The sequence below is a fragment of the Sphingobium sp. Leaf26 genome (genome assembly GCF_001421665.1).
Taxonomy (GTDB): Bacteria; Pseudomonadota; Alphaproteobacteria; order Sphingomonadales; family Sphingomonadaceae; genus Sphingobium.
This window is the reverse complement of the sequence record NZ_LMKV01000019.1, coordinates 1-19,518: the sequence shown is the minus strand read 5'-3', so window position 1 is coordinate 19,518 and position 19,518 is coordinate 1. Positions and strand designations below refer to the sequence as shown.

16 protein-coding genes are annotated in these 19,518 nt (G+C 60.2%); 12 read left to right on the top strand and 4 right to left on the bottom strand.

Annotated features, from left to right (window positions below):
• Nucleotides 1-4: 4 nt before the first annotated feature.
• The gene (locus ASE85_RS13640) at nucleotides 5-751 is read right to left on the bottom strand and encodes a PaeR7I family type II restriction endonuclease (RefSeq protein ID WP_056689341.1); all 747 of its coding nucleotides are present in this window, start codon (nucleotides 749-751) and stop codon (nucleotides 5-7) included.
• Entirely contained in the window at nucleotides 751-2,469 is a 1,719-nt protein-coding gene (locus tag ASE85_RS13635) for an Eco57I restriction-modification methylase domain-containing protein (RefSeq protein ID WP_200928362.1), read from the bottom strand. Before ASE85_RS13635 ends, ASE85_RS13640 begins: the two co-directional genes overlap by 1 nt.
• Before the next feature lie 589 nt (nucleotides 2,470-3,058).
• On the opposite strand from ASE85_RS13635, the gene ASE85_RS13630 reads away from it, so the two are divergent.
• The 4 genes from ASE85_RS13630 to ASE85_RS13615 all read left to right on the top strand — a co-directional run bounded on the left by ASE85_RS13630 (nucleotide 3,059) and on the right by ASE85_RS13615 (nucleotide 6,834).
• Nucleotides 3,059-3,841 (top strand): hypothetical protein, encoded by a 783-nt coding sequence (locus tag ASE85_RS13630; RefSeq protein ID WP_056689339.1) that lies wholly within the window; start codon nucleotides 3,059-3,061, stop codon nucleotides 3,839-3,841.
• A gap of 120 nt (nucleotides 3,842-3,961) precedes the next feature.
• Nucleotides 3,962-4,156 (top strand): hypothetical protein, encoded by a 195-nt coding sequence (locus ASE85_RS13625; protein ID WP_056689337.1) that lies wholly within the window; start codon nucleotides 3,962-3,964, stop codon nucleotides 4,154-4,156.
• A 75-nt stretch (nucleotides 4,157-4,231) separates the two neighbouring features.
• The gene (locus ASE85_RS13620) at nucleotides 4,232-4,993 is read left to right on the top strand and encodes a hypothetical protein (RefSeq protein ID WP_156358343.1); all 762 of its coding nucleotides are present in this window, start codon (nucleotides 4,232-4,234) and stop codon (nucleotides 4,991-4,993) included.
• A gap of 71 nt (nucleotides 4,994-5,064) precedes the next feature.
• The gene (locus ASE85_RS13615; protein ID WP_082462815.1) at nucleotides 5,065-6,834 is read left to right on the top strand and encodes a type IV secretory system conjugative DNA transfer family protein; all 1,770 of its coding nucleotides are present in this window, start codon (nucleotides 5,065-5,067) and stop codon (nucleotides 6,832-6,834) included.
• Here ASE85_RS13615 and ASE85_RS13610 read toward each other — a convergent pair.
• Nucleotides 6,794-7,669, bottom strand: a complete 876-nt coding sequence (locus tag ASE85_RS13610) for a hypothetical protein (RefSeq protein ID WP_056689332.1) — start codon at nucleotides 7,667-7,669, stop codon at nucleotides 6,794-6,796. The genes ASE85_RS13615 and ASE85_RS13610 overlap by 41 nt on opposite strands.
• Nucleotides 7,670-7,837: 168 nt before the next feature.
• Here ASE85_RS13610 and ASE85_RS13605 point away from each other — a divergent pair, with 168 nt between their 5' ends.
• The 6 genes from ASE85_RS13605 (at nucleotide 7,838) to ASE85_RS13585 (ending at nucleotide 14,676) form a co-directional block, all read left to right on the top strand.
• Entirely contained in the window at nucleotides 7,838-8,251 is a 414-nt protein-coding gene (locus ASE85_RS13605; protein WP_056689330.1) for a hypothetical protein, read from the top strand.
• Between the two features lie 2 nt (nucleotides 8,252-8,253).
• Nucleotides 8,254-9,519, top strand: a complete 1,266-nt coding sequence (locus ASE85_RS13600) for a metallophosphoesterase family protein (protein WP_056689327.1) — start codon at nucleotides 8,254-8,256, stop codon at nucleotides 9,517-9,519.
• 2 nt (nucleotides 9,520-9,521) lie between these two features.
• Nucleotides 9,522-11,633: an ATP-binding protein gene (locus ASE85_RS23955; protein ID WP_235523538.1), complete on the top strand. Its 2,112-nt coding sequence runs from the start codon at nucleotides 9,522-9,524 to the stop codon at nucleotides 11,631-11,633.
• Nucleotides 11,630-12,979 (top strand): ATP-binding protein, encoded by a 1,350-nt coding sequence (locus tag ASE85_RS23950; RefSeq protein WP_235523537.1) that lies wholly within the window; start codon nucleotides 11,630-11,632, stop codon nucleotides 12,977-12,979. Before ASE85_RS23955 ends, ASE85_RS23950 begins: the two co-directional genes overlap by 4 nt.
• Entirely contained in the window at nucleotides 12,976-13,242 is a 267-nt protein-coding gene (locus tag ASE85_RS13590) for a hypothetical protein (protein ID WP_156358342.1), read from the top strand. Before ASE85_RS23950 ends, ASE85_RS13590 begins: the two co-directional genes overlap by 4 nt.
• Before the next feature lie 336 nt (nucleotides 13,243-13,578).
• On the top strand, nucleotides 13,579-14,676 hold the full coding sequence (locus ASE85_RS13585) for a Fic family protein (protein ID WP_056689350.1): 1,098 nt from the start codon (nucleotides 13,579-13,581) through the stop codon (nucleotides 14,674-14,676).
• Nucleotides 14,677-14,724: 48 nt separating this feature from the next.
• Here ASE85_RS13585 and ASE85_RS23545 read toward each other — a convergent pair whose 3' ends face one another.
• Entirely contained in the window at nucleotides 14,725-15,027 is a 303-nt protein-coding gene (locus ASE85_RS23545) for a hypothetical protein (protein WP_056689322.1), read from the bottom strand.
• Between ASE85_RS23545 and ASE85_RS13575 the strand changes: the two genes are divergently transcribed.
• On the top strand, nucleotides 14,953-19,152 hold the full coding sequence (locus ASE85_RS13575; protein ID WP_327196622.1) for a DEAD/DEAH box helicase: 4,200 nt from the start codon (nucleotides 14,953-14,955) through the stop codon (nucleotides 19,150-19,152). The genes ASE85_RS23545 and ASE85_RS13575 overlap by 75 nt on opposite strands.
• Nucleotides 19,149-19,430 (top strand): type ISP restriction/modification enzyme, encoded by a 282-nt coding sequence (locus tag ASE85_RS13570; RefSeq protein WP_056689316.1) that lies wholly within the window; start codon nucleotides 19,149-19,151, stop codon nucleotides 19,428-19,430. The genes ASE85_RS13575 and ASE85_RS13570 overlap by 4 nt, the downstream gene beginning before the upstream one ends.
• Nucleotides 19,431-19,518: the final 88 nt, after the last annotated feature.

Sequence of the window (19,518 nt, the reverse complement as noted above, 5' to 3'; positions counted from 1 at the left end):
CCCGCTATTGTGATCGGGCAGCTTCGGCTGCGATATGAGCGGCGAAGGCCGCCACGAATGATTTCAGGCTCGTGAGGTCTGACATATCCTCATATTCGCCTGTCGTGACGGCTGAACGCGGCGACGCAAGCACGCAGGCTGCGGTGTAGAGGTTTTCTGTTACGAGCTTCTTGCAGAGGATATCGTACCGCTCGAGATACGACGCGCCTTTAAATTCCTTGAAAATCGGGAAGTGCAGTGAAGATTCCCGTTTCGAGGGACGGCGCGATTTATCGGCATCCTCGACCATGACAAGCCAGCCAACGAAAGGCCGCGCCGCGTCGGCACCGAATGCGCCTTCACGGTAGGCGGTCCAGAAATCATGGGCGGTGCCGATAGCTTCCTCGGCGCGGTTGTTCGCGTTGTTGCCGAAGGAAGGGCCGACATGGCTTTTCATTTCAACAGCGGCAATCAGCCTGCCGTCGAGGATCACGAGGATATCCCAGAGCTTCGTAGGCCTGAAAAATCCCGGCAACGTCAGAACGCTGCGCTGCTGGTAAATCTTTGCATGACCGAGACCGTTCGCCTCCACGAGGTCGATCATCAGTGCCGTGAAGCCGTCCATCGTGTTGCCAGCCGTGACGGCTCCGCGCTCGCCCGTGTCGATCTTTCCCGCTTCGATCTTGGCTTCAAGTGCTTTCTGGCGATTTCCCCAGAAAGCCATCGCGGCATCGCGCGCCTTCAATTCGTAGTCCGCTAAATCCAATGCCATTACTTTTCAGCGCCCCCAAGTGCGGCCCTCTCCAGAGCCGGTAATCCGTATAAATCGAAAGTGAGATTATTGCAGGCTTCGACATCCCCTGTTTCAGCAGCTAACTTCAATGCTTGGCGCATCTTCGGCGCAACGTCCTCCCACGCGGGGAGCCTTATGCGGCGAAGATACTGTGCTTGAAAGCGAAGATATCCGCCGCGCATTTTTGTTGAATAGGTCGCGACGAACAGCCGCGCGATGCCAGAGAGCAGCACGGCTTGAAGTGCCCGCATTTCCCAAGTGTCGGACGTGATAAAATACAGATTGTGGTGCGGGTAGAGCGTTCCCTCTTCGTAGACGATATGCGCCGCGCCCTTGATATCGGGGATGAGCAGCTTCGGCTTGGCCGCGATACCGGGATAGATACGGTCGATGGTGCGATACCAGTTGGCCGGAGCCTTCTGCGCCACATGCCGCCCGGCGATCTGATCGCGGTGCGCTTCAAGATGGCGTTTCAGCTTCGGAAACTGATCGAGCTTCACGAGTTTGCCGTCATCGCCAAAGGGATTGACGACTCCGAGGCCGCGCCATTTCACGCTGCCGTCCAAGATGTCGCGTGTCGTCGCAAGCGGCAGCTTGCGGCTCGCCTCCACGTTGAGCGTGTCGAAGGGAGCGATGAACGCCTTATCCGCTCCGGTCGCCACGCCGATGCCGACCTTGCACCCGACATCTTCGATCAGCGGGAATGCGGACTCGAGTCTACGCAGCAGCGCGAACTGATCCGATGATTCCAAAATCCACGGCTCCGCGCCGGACGCGACGGCCTGCAATTCCTTGACGCCGGAGTCTGGCGCGGGGGCTTTCGCCGAACGAAGGACGGCGGAAAGCTGCGAAAGCGCAGTATCGGAAATCTCGGGCCGATGGGCGATGCGCGTCAGGCCCGGCTTTTCGCGCCCGACGATGGTGATAGCGGGATAAGCCACGACTGCCTGATGGAAAGCCGGGGTGTCCACCATATCCACATAGATGCTCAGGCGGAAACCGTTCGCCACCATTGCCCGGAGCGGTCCGCCGTAACGATTTTTCATCCAGCGATCCGCGCAGATGAAACCGAGCTGGCCGTCTTTCGCGAGCAGGCTCAGCGACCGCTCAATAAAGGGTATGTATATATCGGCACGGTCGTAGATCGTCCGGTAGCGAAGGCGATATTCCGCCATCAGCGCATTCGGGATCAGCTCCTGACGCACATAGGGCGGATTGCCGATTACGACGTCAAACTCGCCGGGGATCGGCACGAGCAGGAAGTCGCCTTGAATGAGCCATTGGTCGGCAAGGTTTTCTGCCTCGATCAGGGCGATGCCAGCCGCGCGTAGTTTCTGAACGACTAGCGCATAGGTGCGGTCGAAAGATGCCCGGTGCAGTTCGACCGCCCGGATGGCATCGCTCAGTGCGCTTGGGGCGGCGCTGCTGCTCTTCCATGACACAAGCAGGCGATCAATAGCAGGCAGGAGAAAGTCGCCGAAGCCGAATGACGGCTCCAGAAGGCGTAGCGTGTAGAGCGGCGCGGTGGCATCGTAGCCCGCAAGGTCGAGGATGAACTCCACCACTTCCCGGCGCGTGAATATCGCGCCGCGTTCTTCGATGCCTGCGTTCGCCATCGCGTCCACCGCCTCGGTAACGGGGCAGAGGCTCGGAAACGATGGTTCCCGCAGCACGGTGGCAAGATTGATTTTCGCCATTCGGTTCCTTGTCTTTCGTCTTACCGCTCATGGGCACGAGGCGTTTGGTGCTCGATGATAGGCTGCGCGTCGATCCGTTTCTTGGGATCAAATATCCGAACAAAAGTAGACCATGCGGGAGGGATTCGGTCAACGCTCAAGGGGGGCGATGTTGTGCGAAAGCTGGGGGGGGGGGGGCGGGGGAAGCGCGGAAAGCTCACCTGATCTGGTGATGCAACGGCCAGTCGGTGCTGCATGGTTCGGGTGCAGGGTGGAGATGGAATTCTCCAAGCCCCTGCCGCTCATCCAATCTGCCAAGGGTTGGCCCCTCGGGAGAGGCTGGGTTCAAAGGGGGCAGGCACGCCCCTTTGTCGATGGGGTTTGGGGAGCGCCGAAGGCTCCCCATTGGTGCGGAAAAGGCTCGATGCCGATTTCAGCGCCACTGCCAGAGGGATGCAACGGGAGAGCGCCAGCGTCTCCCTTGCCAAGATAGGCGTGGTACTACCACGCACATCTTGCGGTAGCTGTAAGCGAATGTCTCTTCCTGCTGCGACCTTGTTCAGGCTAGAATATCTTTTCCGGCATTCAACGCGCGGAAGATTGCAGACCCATGCTTCAAAGAACCAATTTGAACGATCTTTCGCCTGATTTATCACATGCTATTCGCGAGACTGAGTTCATCACCCGCTCATATCTGGCTGGGCTTTCGTTCATCGTGCAAGACGCGGGGCGCGATCCCCAATATGTATCGAACCACCTACTGTATCGCCTGTCACAAGACCTGCTTCAATCGGCCGTTTCTATAACGGCTCTTGTTGCTGAGGGACTCCTGAATGTCGCGCGGAGGGAGCTTCGGTTCCTTTTGGAGGCTTCCGTGAAAATTGCTGCTGTTCAGCAAGGCAGTCAGGCAACCACGATTGAGGAGAAGTTGGAAGGCTTCGACAAGGAGCTTCGTTCACCTTCTATATCCGCAAAAAAGCGGCTGGAGCTGTCCCTCCTAACCGAGGCCGACCGACTGGCATTCGACGAGGAAGTGGGTCGTCTTTATGGTCTGGCATCGAACTACGTTCATCTCAGCCCAACGCAGATCGTTAGCTCAATCGAAGCCGCTAAAGCCGGGGTCACAGCGGGTAAAGAAAGGCCATCTGACGTTCTTGAACTCAACCGAATGGCGGAACGCTCGATGGCCGCGTCACTGGTTCTCTTGTTTCATAGCGTTCCTGAATGGGTCGCGGGAGATTGGCTTGTCGAAGGTGATGGCGCGAGCATCAATTGGTACTTCACGAAATCCCGCTTCATCGCAGCAATGGATTCTAGCTTCGACTACAAGCATGAACGACAGGCGACTTTGATAAAAATTCAGGAGGTTAGGGCAGCGCGTATCGCGTTTTAGCCAGCTAAGCCTGCCTTTCTTCCTGCGTTCAGCTACCACTGCGTATCGTTATGCCCCCGGCCAACCATCCGCCCAATGCGACATCGGCATTCCCCAAAAACTGCTGCAGGGAATGATGCGATGATTCAGATTTCCAAGATCGACGACCTGTCTTTCACCGTCCGCTTTGATCCCCAAATGGCTCAGGAACTTTCCGATTTCGCTGGCCAAGACACTATCGAAAATGCCCTCGCTTGCGCCATCACTGACGCCATACTCCTCATAAACCATTACCCTTTTTTGGAGTGCGATCTGGACGATGACGTTCCGTTCTGACGGCTATGCCCCCAGTTCGAGCTTCTAAGTTTTCTATCGGGAGGTTCGGCAATTCCGCCGCCGTGGAGACACGATATGCAGCAACCCGAACCTCCCAAACTTCCGCCGATGCCGCAAGCGTCACCGTCACCATCGCCGTTACCGCCTGCTCCCGCGCAGCCTCAAAAGGCTCAGAAAGCGGCGGGCGGCAATCGGCTCCAAAAAATGGTGACGGTTCTGGTAGGCACAGGTTTCGCGTTCGTGGCGGCGATCTGCGTCGGTGAGCTTGCGCTTCGTCCCGAACTCAAACCGACAACGCTTCTGGCCACTATCGAAGCCCAGACCGAACTTGGCGTCATAAACCAGAAGATGGGCGCTGTGCCGGGTCTGAAACCAATGACCGAAGGCGAGTACCGCGAGAAAATTGCGGAGGCTGAGCGCAACGGTCAGGCCAAGGCCGAGATTGTCTTTCAGCGGCAACTCGCTGCTGTACAGGCGGACAAGGAACGCGTGGTCGGCGCTTATCAGGCACTCTACCAGCGGACCAACATCATCGCGCAGGCTGGTGTACAGATGGAAGCCACGGCCCAGCAATTTCGGCAACGTCTGATAGAGCAAACGAATGGCGGCCGTGCTGTCGTTATGAGCGTTCTTGACGGCCTCTGCGCTTTGGGAGACGCGACTTCATGTGAATCTGCGCGGGAAGCTCGGGCGGGAATGATGCGGGAGTCTGGGGAACTGACCGAAGGCGATCTTGCCAGAAAAGTCGCTGAGCTGATGGCAGGTATTCCCGATCCGGCGTCGTTCGTTGCCGATGCTGACGCCCGTCAGAATGGTCGGCCTACAATTCAGAACTGAAACTTCCTGTCCCCCCGGTTCCCAGTCCGGCGCATCGCAAGGTGCGCCGGATTTTCGTTGGGAGCCGCGCAATGTCGATATTCGCTGATTTCCCGCGCGGGGTTCCGGGTGGCCACTCGCGCCAGTCGCCGCTCGGAACGGCCCGATGGTCAACGTCTTCGAGCTTGTGGCGCGAAGGATTATTCTGGCTCGGTCGAGACGATGACGGGAAAGCCATCGGTCATAGCGATGATCGGCATATTATCACGATAGCGGGAAGCCGCTCGGGCAAGGGCCGCTCTGGCATCATCCCGAACCTGCATCTCTGGCCGGGTAGCTGCGTGGTCACTGATCCCAAGGGCGAGAATGCGTCACGCACGGCGGTCGTCCGCGCGAAACGCGAACGCCATCGCGTTGCCGTGATCGACCCGAACGGCGCGGCTGATGTGCCGGACGGCTTACGGATGAGTTTCAACGCGCTCGATCTGATCGACGCCGATGCGGACGATGCAATCGACCTTGCCGCCGCCATTGGTGATGCGGTGATGATTGACAGCGGGGACGGCAAGGATATCCACTGGGTCGAAAGCACACGGCAGATATTTGAAGCCGTCCTGCTTCATGTCGCCACAAGCGAGTTCGGTCCGCGCCGCTCGCTGGTGCGTGTCCGGCAACTGCTCACCATCGGCGATCCCGAACATGCCGATGCGTTGTATGCGGAACGTGTTGCAAAGAAAGGTGATGAGGCGGTGGACGTCTCGCCCTTCGATGCCTTATGGCTTCAAATGTCCAGTTCCATCGCATCTAACCGTGCCGTGCGCGACGTGATCGCAGGCGCGGCAAACTCAATCCGCGATATGGGCGAGAACGAGCGTGGGAGCGTCCTATCGACAGCGAGGCGCAACACTAAGTTTATTGACAGCCCGTGGCTGCAATCCTGTCTCGATGGCTCGGCGGGGCGGTGCCTCGATATCGATGAACTGAAGAATTCTAAAGGCGGGCTAACTGTTTATCTCTGCCTGCCTGCGCGGTTCATTCCAACACATGCGCGGTTCCTGCGCCTGATGCTCAACCTCATGCTCTACCGCATGGAAGCGCAAGGGCTGGATCAGCCAAGATGCGGACATCCGGTTCTCTTCGTGCTGGATGAGTTCGCAGCCCTCGGTCGGCTCGACGTGATTGAAAAAGCGGCGGGCCTGATGGCGGGCTATGGCGTAAAGCTCTGGCCCATCTTGCAGGATTTGGGACAGCTCAAGCGGCATTATAAGGAGTCGTGGGAAACGTTCCTCGGTAATGCCGGGGTGTTGCAGTTTTTCGCCAATGCCGATCTGACGACACTCGACTGGCTGTCGAAACGGATCGGCCAGACTGAATTGATCCGCGAAACGCGCGGCACGTCGAGCGCCACGACAACGCAGATTTCCAAAAGTCAGGGCCGAACGGAAACGGCGGGCTGGTCGGAATCGAACGGCACCTCACAAGGACAATCCGAAATGCCGGACCTGTCGCGGATCGCTGCCCGCGATGGAGGCTCCGGGCTGTTGCCGATGCTGGCCCGAACAGCAGCAAGCGGAACCGGGCATAGTGAAGGCACGACCAATCAGAAGGGCGTCTCAGGCGGCGAAAGCATCCAGCATGGCGACAGCAGCTCGTCGGGATCGAGTGTCACTGAAACGGCGAATGACGGCATCCACCAGACGCCGCTGCTCAACGCCGATGAGATTGCACGGCTCTTTGATCGCAAGACCGGACGGCAGATTGTCTTTCTCGATAGCCTGCCTGTTGCGCTCTGGCGGACCAATTACGATGAGGACGCAACGTTCAGCGCCAGCCAACATTCCCCCGGCCAAGAAACTGCGTGATTTCCCGATGGGCGCGGAATTCGGTTTTGAATTCCTCGGGTGCGTAGGTCTGACATGTGACGGATTTGCGCGCCCGTCGCATGGTGATCGGATAGGCACTGGAAAGCGTTCCGCTTGCCCCTGCCAGCAATGTGCCGTCGCCGCGTGAGTACCCGCCGGATTTTGGATCGAGCGGCAGGCTCGACATGATGAAGATGAACGGAGTGCCTGTTTCTCTCAGTCTGCCTTGGAAGAGAATGCAGGCCTGATACGGAATAGCGAAGCCGTCCACATACTCGTGAACAGGTTCCCCTTCGTCATCGTCAAACGCCATCTCGATAATGAATCGTGACGGGTCGTCCTCTACGCCGCACGTCATCGACATCACCATGATATCATCGGGGTTGATGAAAGAGGGGCGATAGACGGCATACTCACCGCGCAAGAGATGCAGCGCATTAAGATCGATGGATTTTGCGGACGGCGAGAGGAAGCTGTGCATGGCTGGCACAACCGCGTTCGGCACCTCTTGCTGATGATCGGGCATTGTATGCCAGAGGGGTTCAATTGCGTGGCGGTGTGTTTCAAAAAACCAGCGCCACGCCAGTACGGGCAGGTCAGGTTCATTCGATTTGTAGGTTGCGTCCCTTGTAACGAACCTGTGCCATTTACGGCGGTCCAGACTCACGGCGCGGACGGCTTGGGAATTGCGGGCGCGTTCAAGCGACCACGCTTCTATCTGTTCGGCCTGGGCGGACAACGAAACATAGGGCTGCAACTCCTTAGCTGCCGCTTTCAGAATAGCGATGGAACGCGGAGCGCCATCGTAAGCCGGGATATTGTTCTGCTCGCTCATGTCGCAGATATGTCGCGGCGTGTCGCACTTGTGTCAAGGCTGCGTCGCTCATCATATCTGCTTGTAGCCTCGACATTTCCGTGACGCTAACGTCCGCTCTAAGTCTTTGCGGAAAAGCCTTATTCTCCCGCATCTTATCCGTGCCGATACAGCGCGAGGAGATGCAAAATGGAGATGTGCCGCACCTGCCAGCTTTCGAATTTGATTTGCGTCTGCGGACTGGCGGCAAACGACAACTGCGCCCGCGATTCCGGTTTTATCAAACTCCCGCACGATCCGGTCTTGGCGAGCCAGTCCGCCGTTCGTCGCTGCGCGATGGCCTACCGTAGCAAGGGTCTGTCACGCTGCGCGGTACTCAATTATCTGACGGACGCATTCGTGGGCTTCAATGGGATTGCAGTCGATGCGGCGGGGCGGCGCATCGATGTCGCTGAGATTGAGGTCGATGAGGTTTTCCGCACCGATAACGATCCGTCCGAACGCTGGATTTCGGATTTCCTGCGGACTGGCGTCGCGATACCGAAGCGCACAATGGTGCAGATGGCGGCCGGCGCTTTTACTGGCGCTCCCGGAGATAAATAGTGATGACCGAATTTCGATTTCTACACGCCGCCGATATCCATCTCGACAGCCCCCTCCGCGGCCTTTCGCGGTACGAGGGGATGCCGGAGGACGATATCCGCGGCGCAACCCGGGCCGCCTTCGACAATCTCGTACAGCGCGCCACCGAGGAGGCCGTCGACTTCGTACTGATCGCCGGCGATCTGTTCGACGGCGATTGGAAGGACATGGGCACGGGGCTCTACTTCGCCCGCGCCATGGGGCGACTCAACCAAGCCGACATCCCAGTCTTCCTTCTTTCCGGCAACCACGACGCGGAGTCTGTGCTGACCCGCAGTATACCTTGGCCACCGAATGTGAGGCTGTTCGGGTCCAAGCGGCCCGAATCCTACAAGCTTCCCGACCTCGCGGTCGCGGTGCACGGCCAGAGCTTTGCGACGCCTGCCGTGACGGACAACCTCGTGCTCGCCTACCCCAACGCCACAAACCACCACTTCAATATCGGGATGCTCCACACTGCCCTGGCCGGCCGACAGGGACACGCCGCGTACGCCCCGTGCAGCCTCGATGACCTCAAGTCGAAGCACTACGACTACTGGGCGCTAGGCCATGTCCACGAGCATGAGATCGTATGCGAGGACCCGTACGTCGTGTTCCCTGGCAATACGCAGGGACGCACTATCCGCGAGACCGGCCCGAAGGGTGCAGTGATTGTGACGGTCGAGGATGGTCAGGTTGTCACTACCGAGCGCGTCGAGCTCGACGTTCTGCGCTGGGCACGTGTCGAGGTGGACTGCACCGATGCGCCGGCGGACGCCGTCTCATCACTTATGCGCGCCTCGCTCCTGTTGGCTTGGCAGGGCAACGCTGCGGGCCTGCCGCTCGTCGCGCGGGTCTCGCTGACGGGGCAGACCCCGGGCGCAGGCGCGCTCCACGACAGCGTGGGATCTCTCCGCGACGACGCTCGCGCGGTGTCGGCATCGATCTCGCCAGACCTGTTCATCGAGAAGGTGAAGGTGTTGGTCACCTCGCCGGCGCAGACGCAGCAGATGGTGATCGGGGACGACCTCGCATCGCTCATTGGACAAGCAGCGACCGACCCAACCCTCGCCGCCCTGCTCACCGAGGACCTCGCTCCGTTTCTGCTAGCCGCGAAGACCTCGTTGGGCCAATTGCCAGAGGAGGCTGACGACGATGGCCTGCGGCGGTCCGCAAGCGATGGCGACTGGACAGCGGTGTTGGCGACGGCGACGCTCGCGCTCCAGTCACGCCTCACCGGAGAGGCGTAGATATGCGGTTCGTTACCCTCGCGCTCGAGCGTTATGGCCACTTCGACGACTGCAGACTCTCATTCCGCAGCGGCGAACCCGACCTCCACGTGGTCTACGGCGCGAACGAGGCCGGCAAGACCACCTCGATGGCGGCGGTCTCGGACCTGCTGTTCGGTTTCCTCGGCCGGTCGCCCTACAACTTCATGTACGATTACTCGCTGCTTAGGGTCGGCGCCGTACTCGAAGACGCCGGCCAGACGATGTCCTGTCGGCGCAAGAAGGCCCCCAACGGATCGCTGCTCGGCCCCGACGACAAGCCCATCGACGAGGGGCCGCTGCTAGCGATGCTCCGAGGTCAGACGCGAGAGACGTTCGGCCTGTCGTTCAGCCTAAACCAGGAGGGCCTGCGCGCCGGCGGGAAGGCAATGGTGGAGGCCCGCAACGATCTCGGCAGGGCGCTGTTCGCCGCCGGATCCGGCCTCACGGGAGTGTCGGACGAACTGTCACGCCTCGAGGAGGAGGCCGACGCAATCTGGGGGCCTCGCGCGTCAAGCAAGAGATCGTTCACGGTCGCGCAGCGAGAACTCGAAACGAACGCTCGGGCCGTCCGCGAGCGTTCGCTCAGGCCGAAGACCTGGCTCGACGGCAAGGCGGCGGTGGCAACGGCGCAGGCCGCGCTAGACGAGGCGCGGGGACGGCGGGACGAGTTGCTCGCAGAGCTCAGCCGAGCAGAGCGTATACGGCGGATCGCCCCTTCGGCACGTCTCCGGACGGATCATCTGACGGCGCTGGCCGAGTACGGCACCACCGTCGACATCCCGGCGCGGCGCGAGGACATGGCCGAGGCCGCGATGGCCGACGCCGCGCTCGCGACGAGGGCGAAGGCCGCTGCCGCCAAGCTGGCGGAAGAGGCCGCCGAGCGCATGAAGGCGCTGGTGGCCGACGCAGCGATCCTCGCTCAGGCCGACCTCATCGACGAACTGGTGAGGGCATCGGGTGCGGTCGAAAAGGCTGGCAGCGACATGGTCCGGCTGACGACCGAGCAGGCAACGCGCACCGGCCGGATCGAGCGCCTCCGGGAGGAGGCCGGCGCACTGGCGGCGGATCCACCGTCCCGGATAGCAAGCGCGAAGCTGCGCGAACTGGCGCTCGCGCACATGGAGGACCAGTCGGCACTGAGTCAGATCGCCGAGAGCGAGCAGGAGCTCGAGGAGCGGCGGCGGGCTGCACCAGCCGCCACGTCGACTATCGACGACGGCTCGCCGGATGGGCTGAAGACGGTGGTCGCCGCCGTCGACGCAGCACGCGCGCTCGGTGCCGACATAGACGCCCGATGCCTGACACTGCGTAGAGCCGCCGACGCGGCCGCCACCACGCTAGCCCAGGCGCTCGTCCGGCTCGCTCCGTGGAGCGGCGACGCGTCGTCACTCCTCGAGCTTCCAAGGATCGGCCAGGTCGAGGTCGACGAAGTGCGCCAAACGCTCTCCGATCTGACCACCGATGTCGACCGCGAGCTGGCGACCGCCACTCGCTCTAAGGAAGAGGCCGCATCGCTCTGCCTCCATATGGAGCAACTGGCGTCAGGCAAGGCAGTATCGGCCGACGAGATCGCGAGCGCACGGGCCGAACGCGATGAACGCTGGCGCCCGCTGCGCGACCACGTGCTCTCTGAAACTCGCATCGACGCTCCCAATGAGGCCGTCTCCGCATTTGAGATCACCCTCGCTCAGGCCGACGAGCGCAGCGATCTCAGGTTCGCGGCAGCCGACGAGTCTAGCCGACTGACCGACATGGGCAACCGCGCCGCAAAGCTGCTGCTGGATGCGCAGCAGGCGGACATCCGCGCCGAGACCTTCGCCGGGCGTAGGGAGGCAGCGCGCACCGGGTGGGGTGACAAGCTCACCGCCGCGGGCCATCCCGACATGGAGCCAACCCGTTTTCTTGGCTGGAGCGCCGAGAGGACCGCTACGGAATTGGCACACTCCGCTTCCATTGCTGCGGCCGAGGAGGCCAATGCAACCATGCCCGAAGAGCGACAGTTCTCAAGGGGCTCGCCTCATGCCTGCCTGAAGGCGATGCTGCCCGTGAGGGCGTCGAGATCGCACCGGTCCTGGCCTCCGCCGAGCGCTTGAGGACCGCGCTCGAGACGGTGCAGCAGCAGCAGCGGCTTGACGAAGCCGCGGCGGCACGGATCGAGCAGGACGCCGAAGCGCTCGGACGGCGGAGGAAGCGGCTTGAGGATGCCGCATTCACGCGTAGTGACCAGTGGTGCCAGCAGCTTGAGCAGACCGGGCTCAGCCTCGAGATCGAGAGCGCGATCGCCACGCTAGACGTGCTTGACGAGCTGCGCGTCGAAATTGCCGCCCAGTCAGACCTAAAGGGGCGGCTGGACGGTATGGTCAGGGACTCTGGCGAGCATGACAGCAAGGTCGTCGCGGTGGCCGATGCGCTTGGCATCCCAAAGGCGAAGGAATCCGGCGATCGACTGGCGCTGATGCGCACCAGGCTTACAGCCGCGAGGTCGACCGCCACCGTCCTCGACACCCTGCAGGCGACAGTCAGCAGCCGCGACGACGAGGTAGCGGCCGAGGGCGCCAAGTTGACCGCTGCGCTAGATTCGTTGGCGGGCCTAATGGAGGAGACCGGAGCGGCGGACATCGACGAGCTGACTGACGTGATCGAGGGCTCACGGGCAACTCGTGCCCTCCGCGCGTCTGTCTCTGACATTGAAACGGCGATCAAGTCGGCCGGCGACGGCAAGGGTCTGGAGGAATTGCTCGATTCACTCGAGGGCGTAGACCCGGACGGTCTGGCCGCCAGAACACAAGCCCTCTCGGCCGAGCTCGCCGACCTCAACGCGGAAGTCGACGCGGCGTCGGCGGCCCACGGGGACGCGCGAAGGGCGTTCTCGAGCCTCGAGCAGGAGGGGGACAGCGCAGTCGACGCGGCGACTGACGCTGATCATGCCCGCGCGGAACTGGCAGTTCTCTCCGAGCAATACATCCTGAAGCGAGCCGAGGCGGTGACGCTGCGCTGGGCCATCGAGCAATACCGCGAGCGCCACCAGGATCCGATGCTGCTGCGTGCCTCCGAACTCTTCTCCACCCTCACGATCGGACGCTACGCGGCGCTGCGGATCGACAACGACGCGGGCACTCCGCGGCTGCTCGGGATGCGGGACGACGGCAGGACGGTGGTCGAAGTCGGCGCCATGAGCGAGGGCACGACGGATCAGCTTTTCCTTGCGTTGCGTCTCGCCGCCGTCGAGCAGTCCGTCGCTTCCGGCATCCGCCTGCCGTTCCTCGCCGATGACCTCTTCGTCAACTTCGACGACGAGCGATCGGAGGCTGGGTTTCGCGTCCTCGCGGAACTGGCCAGGTCCACTCAGGTCCTGTTCTTCACCCACCATCCCCACCTCGCGTCGATCGCACGTTCGGTCGTCGGGGCCGACGTCCACTCGGAGTGCTCGCTGGCTTGAGACCGGTCCCGCCCGAACTGCTTCCGGCGTTCAAGCCGAACTGGCTGGCCGCCAGTGCATTGACGGAGCGGCTGCGTTTCGTGGATGCGACCGCGCTCATGCACCTGTCCCGCGGCCTGACCTTCGATCCGCTGCGATCGGCCGAGGTGTTGGACGACGCGCTGTGCGCCCTCGACGAGCAGAATGGCTACGTCTCGCAGGTGCAGGAATGGGTTCGCGGCGGTGGTCTGCACAACGGGGAGTGCATTGTTCTGAAAGCATAATCTCATGCATCACGGTGCGTAGGGTGTGCTGTCAATAGACAGCGTTTTCAGGCATTTTTGAGTGGATTTCTAACGGACTATAATGGAACCGATAATCGTTTCCGGCTAGGCACTTAAGCGCAATTGAGTCCGCGCATAAGAGTGGGGATGCACCCATATCAGCGATTGGTGATGTTCTCTTTCTGGACCGGATTGGGGACCAAATAGCTATCACGGGATTCCGAACTGCAAAAGCCTTTACATGTTCGGGTGACGTGCAAAGAAAACGAGAAAGTTGTTACATATCTGATGAACGTGCTAAGGGACTGGCATTTCCTTTTGCACAGGGCAATGAGCATGCTCAAACCCAGCTATGACGTGCCCAATCTACCACCGGCAACAGTGGTTGAGACCGCTGCGATTCTGAAGGCCTTGGCACGCGCCCACCGCTATCTGGCGGAGCTGAAAGGACGGGCTGCGACCATCCCTAATCAGGGCATCTTGATCGACACGCTATCGCTACAAGAAGCCAAGGCCAGCTCAGAGATCGAGAACATCGTCACTACCCAGGACGAGCTGTTCCAGATCAACGCCTTTCCCGAAAATCCAGGGTCGCCCGCAGCCAAGGAAGTGGCCCGCTATCGAGATGCGCTTCGCCACGGTTTCAGCGAGCAGCACCGACTTGGCGGACTGCTTACGAACAACATGATCATCGCTATGTTCCGCATCCTCAAGGGCACAGATGGGAGCTTTCGCGCGACCCCCGGAACGGCTCTCAAGAATGAGGGCACCGGGGACCTTGTCTATGTCCCGCCGCAGGATGCCAATGCGGTGCGTGATCTAATGACAGCGCTGGAACGCTTCATCAATCTGGAGGACGAGGAAAATGACCTCGATCCACTCACACGCATGGCGATCATTCACCACCAGTTCGAAAGCATTCACCCCTTCCCAGACGGCAACGGGCGGCTCGGGCGGATCATCAATGTTCTGTTTCTGACCCGATGCGGTCTGTTGGACATTCCCATTCTCTATCTCAGCCGGTTCATCACCCAGAACAAAGCAGACTACTACAGGCTGCTACAGGCCGTGCGCGACACTGGCGAATGGGAGCCTTGGTTGCTCTATATGTTGCGCGGCGTGGAGAAGACAGCGATCGAAACTCTGCGCTTAGTCGAAGGCATCCGTACGCTCATGGCAGATACCAAGAGGCGGCTGCGCGAGGAGCACCCAAAACTCTATTCGCAGGATCTCTTGAATAACCTTTTCCGTCATCCGTATACTCGGATCGAGTTCGTCCAGCAGGAGCTGAACGTATCGCGCCCCACTGCCACCAAGTACCTTGATGAACTAGCGGAAAGTGGGCTGCTTCTCAAACATCGTGCCGGGCGAAATAACTATTACATCAATCAACCTTTGGTGGGGCTGTTCGCGGAACGCGAGGCCACAGAATGACAACGGATTGCCATTCGAAATATCTGGCCACAGGCCGTACTAACATATCTATATCCACGGCGTTCGAAGTGAGGAAAAAGTGTGTCCGGTTCGATTCGTGATTTGCTTGAACGCTACCGCGCTGGGGCTAAGACCCAGCGTGAGAAAGGCACATACTTCGAGCGGCTCTGCGTCGAGTTCCTCAAGCATGATCCCGAGATGGCTCAGCAATATGAGGATGCTTGGACATTCCGGGAATGGGCCGAAGCGAACGGGTGAAATCAGACCGATACTGGCATCGATCTGGTCGCCAAGCTCCGTGATGATGGCGGCTTCTGCGCGGTCCAGTGCAAGTTCTATGCGGCTGACCATCACATCCAGAAGTCGGAGATCGACTCATTCTTCACCGCGTCGGGCAAGGCTCCCTTCAATCGCCGCCTGATCATTGACACGACCGAGGTGGCGTGGAGCAAGAACGCCGAGGATGCGCTCGACGGGCAGAACATCTCTACCACCCGCATCAGCATGGAGCGGCTGGAGCAGAGCCCGATCGAATGGCGGGCCTATCTCGCCGACGATCAGATCGTGCTCGCACCGAAGAAAGAGGTGCGTCAGCACCAGCGCGACGCGCTAGATGCCGTGCGCAGTGGGCTCGCGTCGGCGGATCGCGGCAAGCTCATCATGGCCTGCGGCACGGGCAAGACCTTCACCGGGCTCAAGATCGCCGAAGACCTCGCCGGTCCCGGCAAGTTCGTTCTGTTCCTCGTGCCCTCGCTGGCGCTGATGAGTCAGACCGTTCGCGAGTGGTCGCTCGATACCACCACGCCGCTGCGGGCCTTCGCGGTTTGCTCCGACGCGCAGGTGGGCAAGCGCAACAAGGGAAGCGACGACATCGGCGATATCGATGTCCACGATCTTGCCCATCCGGCCACGACCGATCCGGTCAAGCTCGCCGCCAAGGCGAAAGCCCCGGCTCCCGATGAGATGACGGTGGTGTTCTCCACTTACCAGTCGATTCAGGTAATCTCGAACGCCCAGCAGCAGCACGGCTTTCCCGAGTTCGATCTCATCATCTGCGACGAGGCCCATCGCACCACCGGCGCGACGCTGGAGGGTGAGGACGAGAGTAACTTCGTCCGCATCCACAATCAGGATTTCATCGCGGGGCGAAAGCGCATCTACATGACCGCGACGCCGCGCATTTTCGGCGACGCGGTACGATCGAAGGCGAAAGAAGTCTCTGCCGAGCTTTGCTCGATGGACGATTCCGTCCTCTATGGCGAAACGCTGTTCCAGCGTGGTTTCGGCTGGGCGGTTCAGAATGACCTGCTGACCGACTACAAGGTGATCGTGCTTGCCGTCGATGAGGCGATGGTCAGCACCAGCATCCAGAACCGCCTCAAGGACGCGGATAACGAACTCAAGCTCGACGACGCCACCAAGATCGTCGGCTGCTATAAGGCGCTGACCAAGGCCGACCTCGCCGAGGATGTCGCGAGCGACACCGGCCATATGCGTCGGGCGCTGGCGTTCTGCCGTGACATCGCGTCCTCCAAGCTGGTGCGCGACGAGTTCGCCGCCGTGGTGGATGAGTATCTTGCGTCCGCCGCGAGCGATGAGGATGCCGCGCTGCGGTGTGAGGTCCACCATGTCGATGGCACCTTCAACGCCAAGACGCGCACCCGCGAACTCGAATGGCTGAAGGCCGAGCACGAGGAGCATAGCTGCCGCATCCTGTCGAACGCGCGGTGCCTCAGTGAGGGAGTCGATGTACCGGCGCTCGACTCGATCATGTTTCTTCATCCCCGCAAGTCGCAGATCGATGTCGTCCAGTCGGTCGGCCGCGTCATGCGTCGGGCTCCCGGCAAGAAGATGGGATATGTGATCCTGCCCGTCGGCATTCCGGCCGGTGTCGCGCCGGAAGAAGCGCTCAACAACAACGAGAAATACAAGGTCGTCTGGCAGATTCTGAACGCGCTGCGGGCGCACGACGAGCGCTTCGACGCGACCATCAATAAGATGGACCTTGGCGTCGACGTCAGCGACCAAATCGAGGTTATTGCGGTCTCCGACAAGCTCCCGACCAAATCGGCCAAGGGGTCGAAAACACTGGGCCTGGGTGACGGCAGCCGATCAGCCGCTGATCATGATCGCGACGGTAGCAGCATGCCCACCGAAACGGGTGGTGACCAGCTCACCTTTACACTCGACGAGTTCACCACGGCGATCCGCGCTAAGATCGTGAAGAAGTGCGGACGGCGCGATTATTGGGAGGACTGGGCCGGCGACATAGCCAAGATCGCCCAGACCCATATCACCCGCATCACGGCCATAGTCCGGCAGCCCGGATCGACCGAGCGTGTGGCGTTCGACCGCTTCCTTGCCGAGATCAGGGACGACCTGAACGAGGGGATCAGCGAGTCCGACGCCATCGAGATGTTGGCGCAGCACCTTATCACCCGGCCGGTGTTCGAGGCACTGTTCGAGGGCTACAGCTTCACAAAAAACAATCCTGTCTCCATCCCGATGGAGGAAGTCCTCACCGCCCTTCACGAGCAGAATCTGAGCAAGGAGGCGGAGTCGCTCGAACGCTTCTATGACAGCGTCCGGGTGCGTGCAGCCGGGATCGACAATGCGGCGGGCAAGCAGAAGATCGTGGTCGAGCTTTACGACAAGTTTTTTCGAAACGCGTTCCCTCGAATGACCGAGCGGCTCGGTATCGTCTACACGCCGGTCGAGGTGGTGGATTTCATCATTCACTCGGTGAACGAGGTGCTTAAGACCGAGTTCGGTCAGACGGTTGGCAGCAAGGGCGTCCACATCCTCGATCCGTTCACCGGCACGGGCACCTTCATCACGCGCCTGCTCCAATCCGGGCTGATCGAACCTGAGGAACTGGCGCACAAATATGCCCATGAAATCCACGCCAACGAAATCGTGCTGCTCGCCTACTACATTGCGGCGATCAACATTGAGGCGGTCTATCACACGATGTCGGGCGGCGATTACAAGCCGTTCGAAGGCATCTGCCTCACCGACACCTTCCAGCTTTACGAGCAGGAGCGCGACCTCATCAGCGACCTGATGGCGGACAACAGCAACCGCCGCACCCGTCAGAAGGCGCTCGATATCCGTGTCATCATGGGCAATCCGCCCTACTCGGTGGGTCAGGGCAGCGCGAACGATAACGCCGCGAACCTGTCCTACCCAGGATTGGATAGCCGCATTCGTGAAACCTATGCGGCATCATCAAATGCAACCAACAAGAACGCGCTTTATGACAGCTACATCCGCGCGATCCGCTGGGCCAGCGACCGTATCGGCGATGCTGGGGTGGTCGCCTATGTCTCCAATGCGGGTTGGCTGGATGCAAATACAGCGGATGGTCTCCGTCAGTGTTTGGCGGAGGAGTTCGCCAACATCTATGTGTTTCACCTACGCGGCAATCAGCGAACATCGGGCGAGCGGTCAAAGCGAGAGGGCGGCAAGATTTTCGGCTCCGGAAGCCGCACCCCCGTCGCAATCACGCTTCTCGTGAAAAACCCGGAAGCCGCCGAGCAAGGGCGCATCCATTTCCACGACATCGGTGACTATCTCACTCGTGAAGAGAAGTTGGCTATCGTCGCTCGCTTTGGCAGCGTTGGCGGGATTGCGAATGCAGGGGGCTGGATGTCCATCACCCCGGACACATATGGCGACTGGCTGAGCCAGCGCGATAACAGCTTCAGCACTTTCATGGCGATGGGCGACAAGGAAACCAAGGGCGCTGCGGCGCTGTTCGCGAATTACTCCAGCGGCCTGAAAAGCCAGCGCGACATCTGGTGTTTCAATGCGAGCCGCGAGGCTGTGGCGACCAACATGGGAGCGATGATCGATTTCTATAACACTGAACTGGATCGCTTTAACGCAGCCCATCTCAACGCCGATCGCAAGGCAAAGGACGCCGCAGTAGACAGGTTCATCGACACTGACCCGGCCAGGATCAGTTGGACAGCAGCACTGAAAAACGACCTTGCGAGGAATAAGCCCTTCGTTTTCAACGAAGACTGCCTAACACCCAGCCTCTATCGCCCATTCACCCGTCAGTGGCTCTATTACAGCCGGGCCTTCAACGAGAGGGTCTACCAGATGCCGCGCATCTTCCCGATGGGTGAGGTCGAGGCGGAAAATCAGGTCATCATGGTCAAGCAACGGCAGCATGAAGGCAGCCAGTTTGCGCTGATGACCAATAGCATTTCCGAACTACAGACCGATGGCGGAACGCAGTGCTTCCCAGAGTATCTTTATGAAACTGGCGCAAATCGAGCAGAGCAGAGTATATCCTCCATTGACGGAGGAGCAAGAGAAAAATCTGGTAATTGCACATCCAGCGGGGGACAGAAAGTGCCCTTTACCGTGCTGATGAGCAACGCTCTTCCGAGCCTCCACATGGCGGATATCGACGGCAGTCAATGCTTTCCGATGTTCCTCTACGAACGAGAGACGGCATCAGCATGAGCCATCAAGGGGAAACGGGAGACTTGTTTGCCGACGAGTCCGCAGTAACGACCACGGGCGTCATCCGCCGCGAAGCGATTACGGACGAAGGGCTGGCTCACTTCAAAGCAGCTTATCCCGGAGAAGCTATCAGCAAGAAAGACTTGTTCTACTACATCTACGGACTTCTCCATTCCGAGGACTACCGCTCCCGCTTTGCCGACAATCTGGCAAAGGAATTGCCGCGCATTCCCCGCGTCAAATCCGCTGCTGATTTTTGGGCGTTTTCTAGGCTGTAGTGACGATTTAATCATTTGAGCCATAGCATGATGCTGGCGAGCTTGATGAAGCCAAGGAAGTTGGCGGCGATCTTGTCGTATCGAGTAG

What these genes read in the sequence shown, in the direction of transcription:
- ASE85_RS13610 (WP_056689332.1), bottom strand. Translation starts at nt 7,669, where the DNA reads ATGAGCGAGCAGAACAATATCCCGGCTTACGATGGCGCTCCGCGTTCC.
- ASE85_RS13605 (WP_056689330.1), top strand. Translation starts at nt 7,838, where the DNA reads ATGGAGATGTGCCGCACCTGCCAGCTTTCGAATTTGATTTGCGTCTGC.
- ASE85_RS13620 (WP_156358343.1), top strand. Translation starts at nt 4,232, where the DNA reads ATGCAGCAACCCGAACCTCCCAAACTTCCGCCGATGCCGCAAGCGTCA.
- ASE85_RS13600 (WP_056689327.1), top strand. Translation starts at nt 8,254, where the DNA reads ATGACCGAATTTCGATTTCTACACGCCGCCGATATCCATCTCGACAGC.
- ASE85_RS13625 (WP_056689337.1), top strand. Translation starts at nt 3,962, where the DNA reads ATGATTCAGATTTCCAAGATCGACGACCTGTCTTTCACCGTCCGCTTT.
- ASE85_RS13585 (WP_056689350.1), top strand. Translation starts at nt 13,579, where the DNA reads ATGCTCAAACCCAGCTATGACGTGCCCAATCTACCACCGGCAACAGTG.
- ASE85_RS13570 (WP_056689316.1), top strand. Translation starts at nt 19,149, where the DNA reads ATGAGCCATCAAGGGGAAACGGGAGACTTGTTTGCCGACGAGTCCGCA.
- ASE85_RS13630 (WP_056689339.1), top strand. Translation starts at nt 3,059, where the DNA reads ATGCTTCAAAGAACCAATTTGAACGATCTTTCGCCTGATTTATCACAT.
- ASE85_RS13635 (WP_200928362.1), bottom strand. Translation starts at nt 2,469, where the DNA reads ATGGCGAAAATCAATCTTGCCACCGTGCTGCGGGAACCATCGTTTCCG.
- ASE85_RS23545 (WP_056689322.1), bottom strand. Translation starts at nt 15,027, where the DNA reads ATGGTCAGCCGCATAGAACTTGCACTGGACCGCGCAGAAGCCGCCATC.
- ASE85_RS23955 (WP_235523538.1), top strand. Translation starts at nt 9,522, where the DNA reads ATGCGGTTCGTTACCCTCGCGCTCGAGCGTTATGGCCACTTCGACGAC.
- ASE85_RS13615 (WP_082462815.1), top strand. Translation starts at nt 5,065, where the DNA reads ATGTCGATATTCGCTGATTTCCCGCGCGGGGTTCCGGGTGGCCACTCG.
- ASE85_RS13640 (WP_056689341.1), bottom strand. Translation starts at nt 751, where the DNA reads ATGGCATTGGATTTAGCGGACTACGAATTGAAGGCGCGCGATGCCGCG.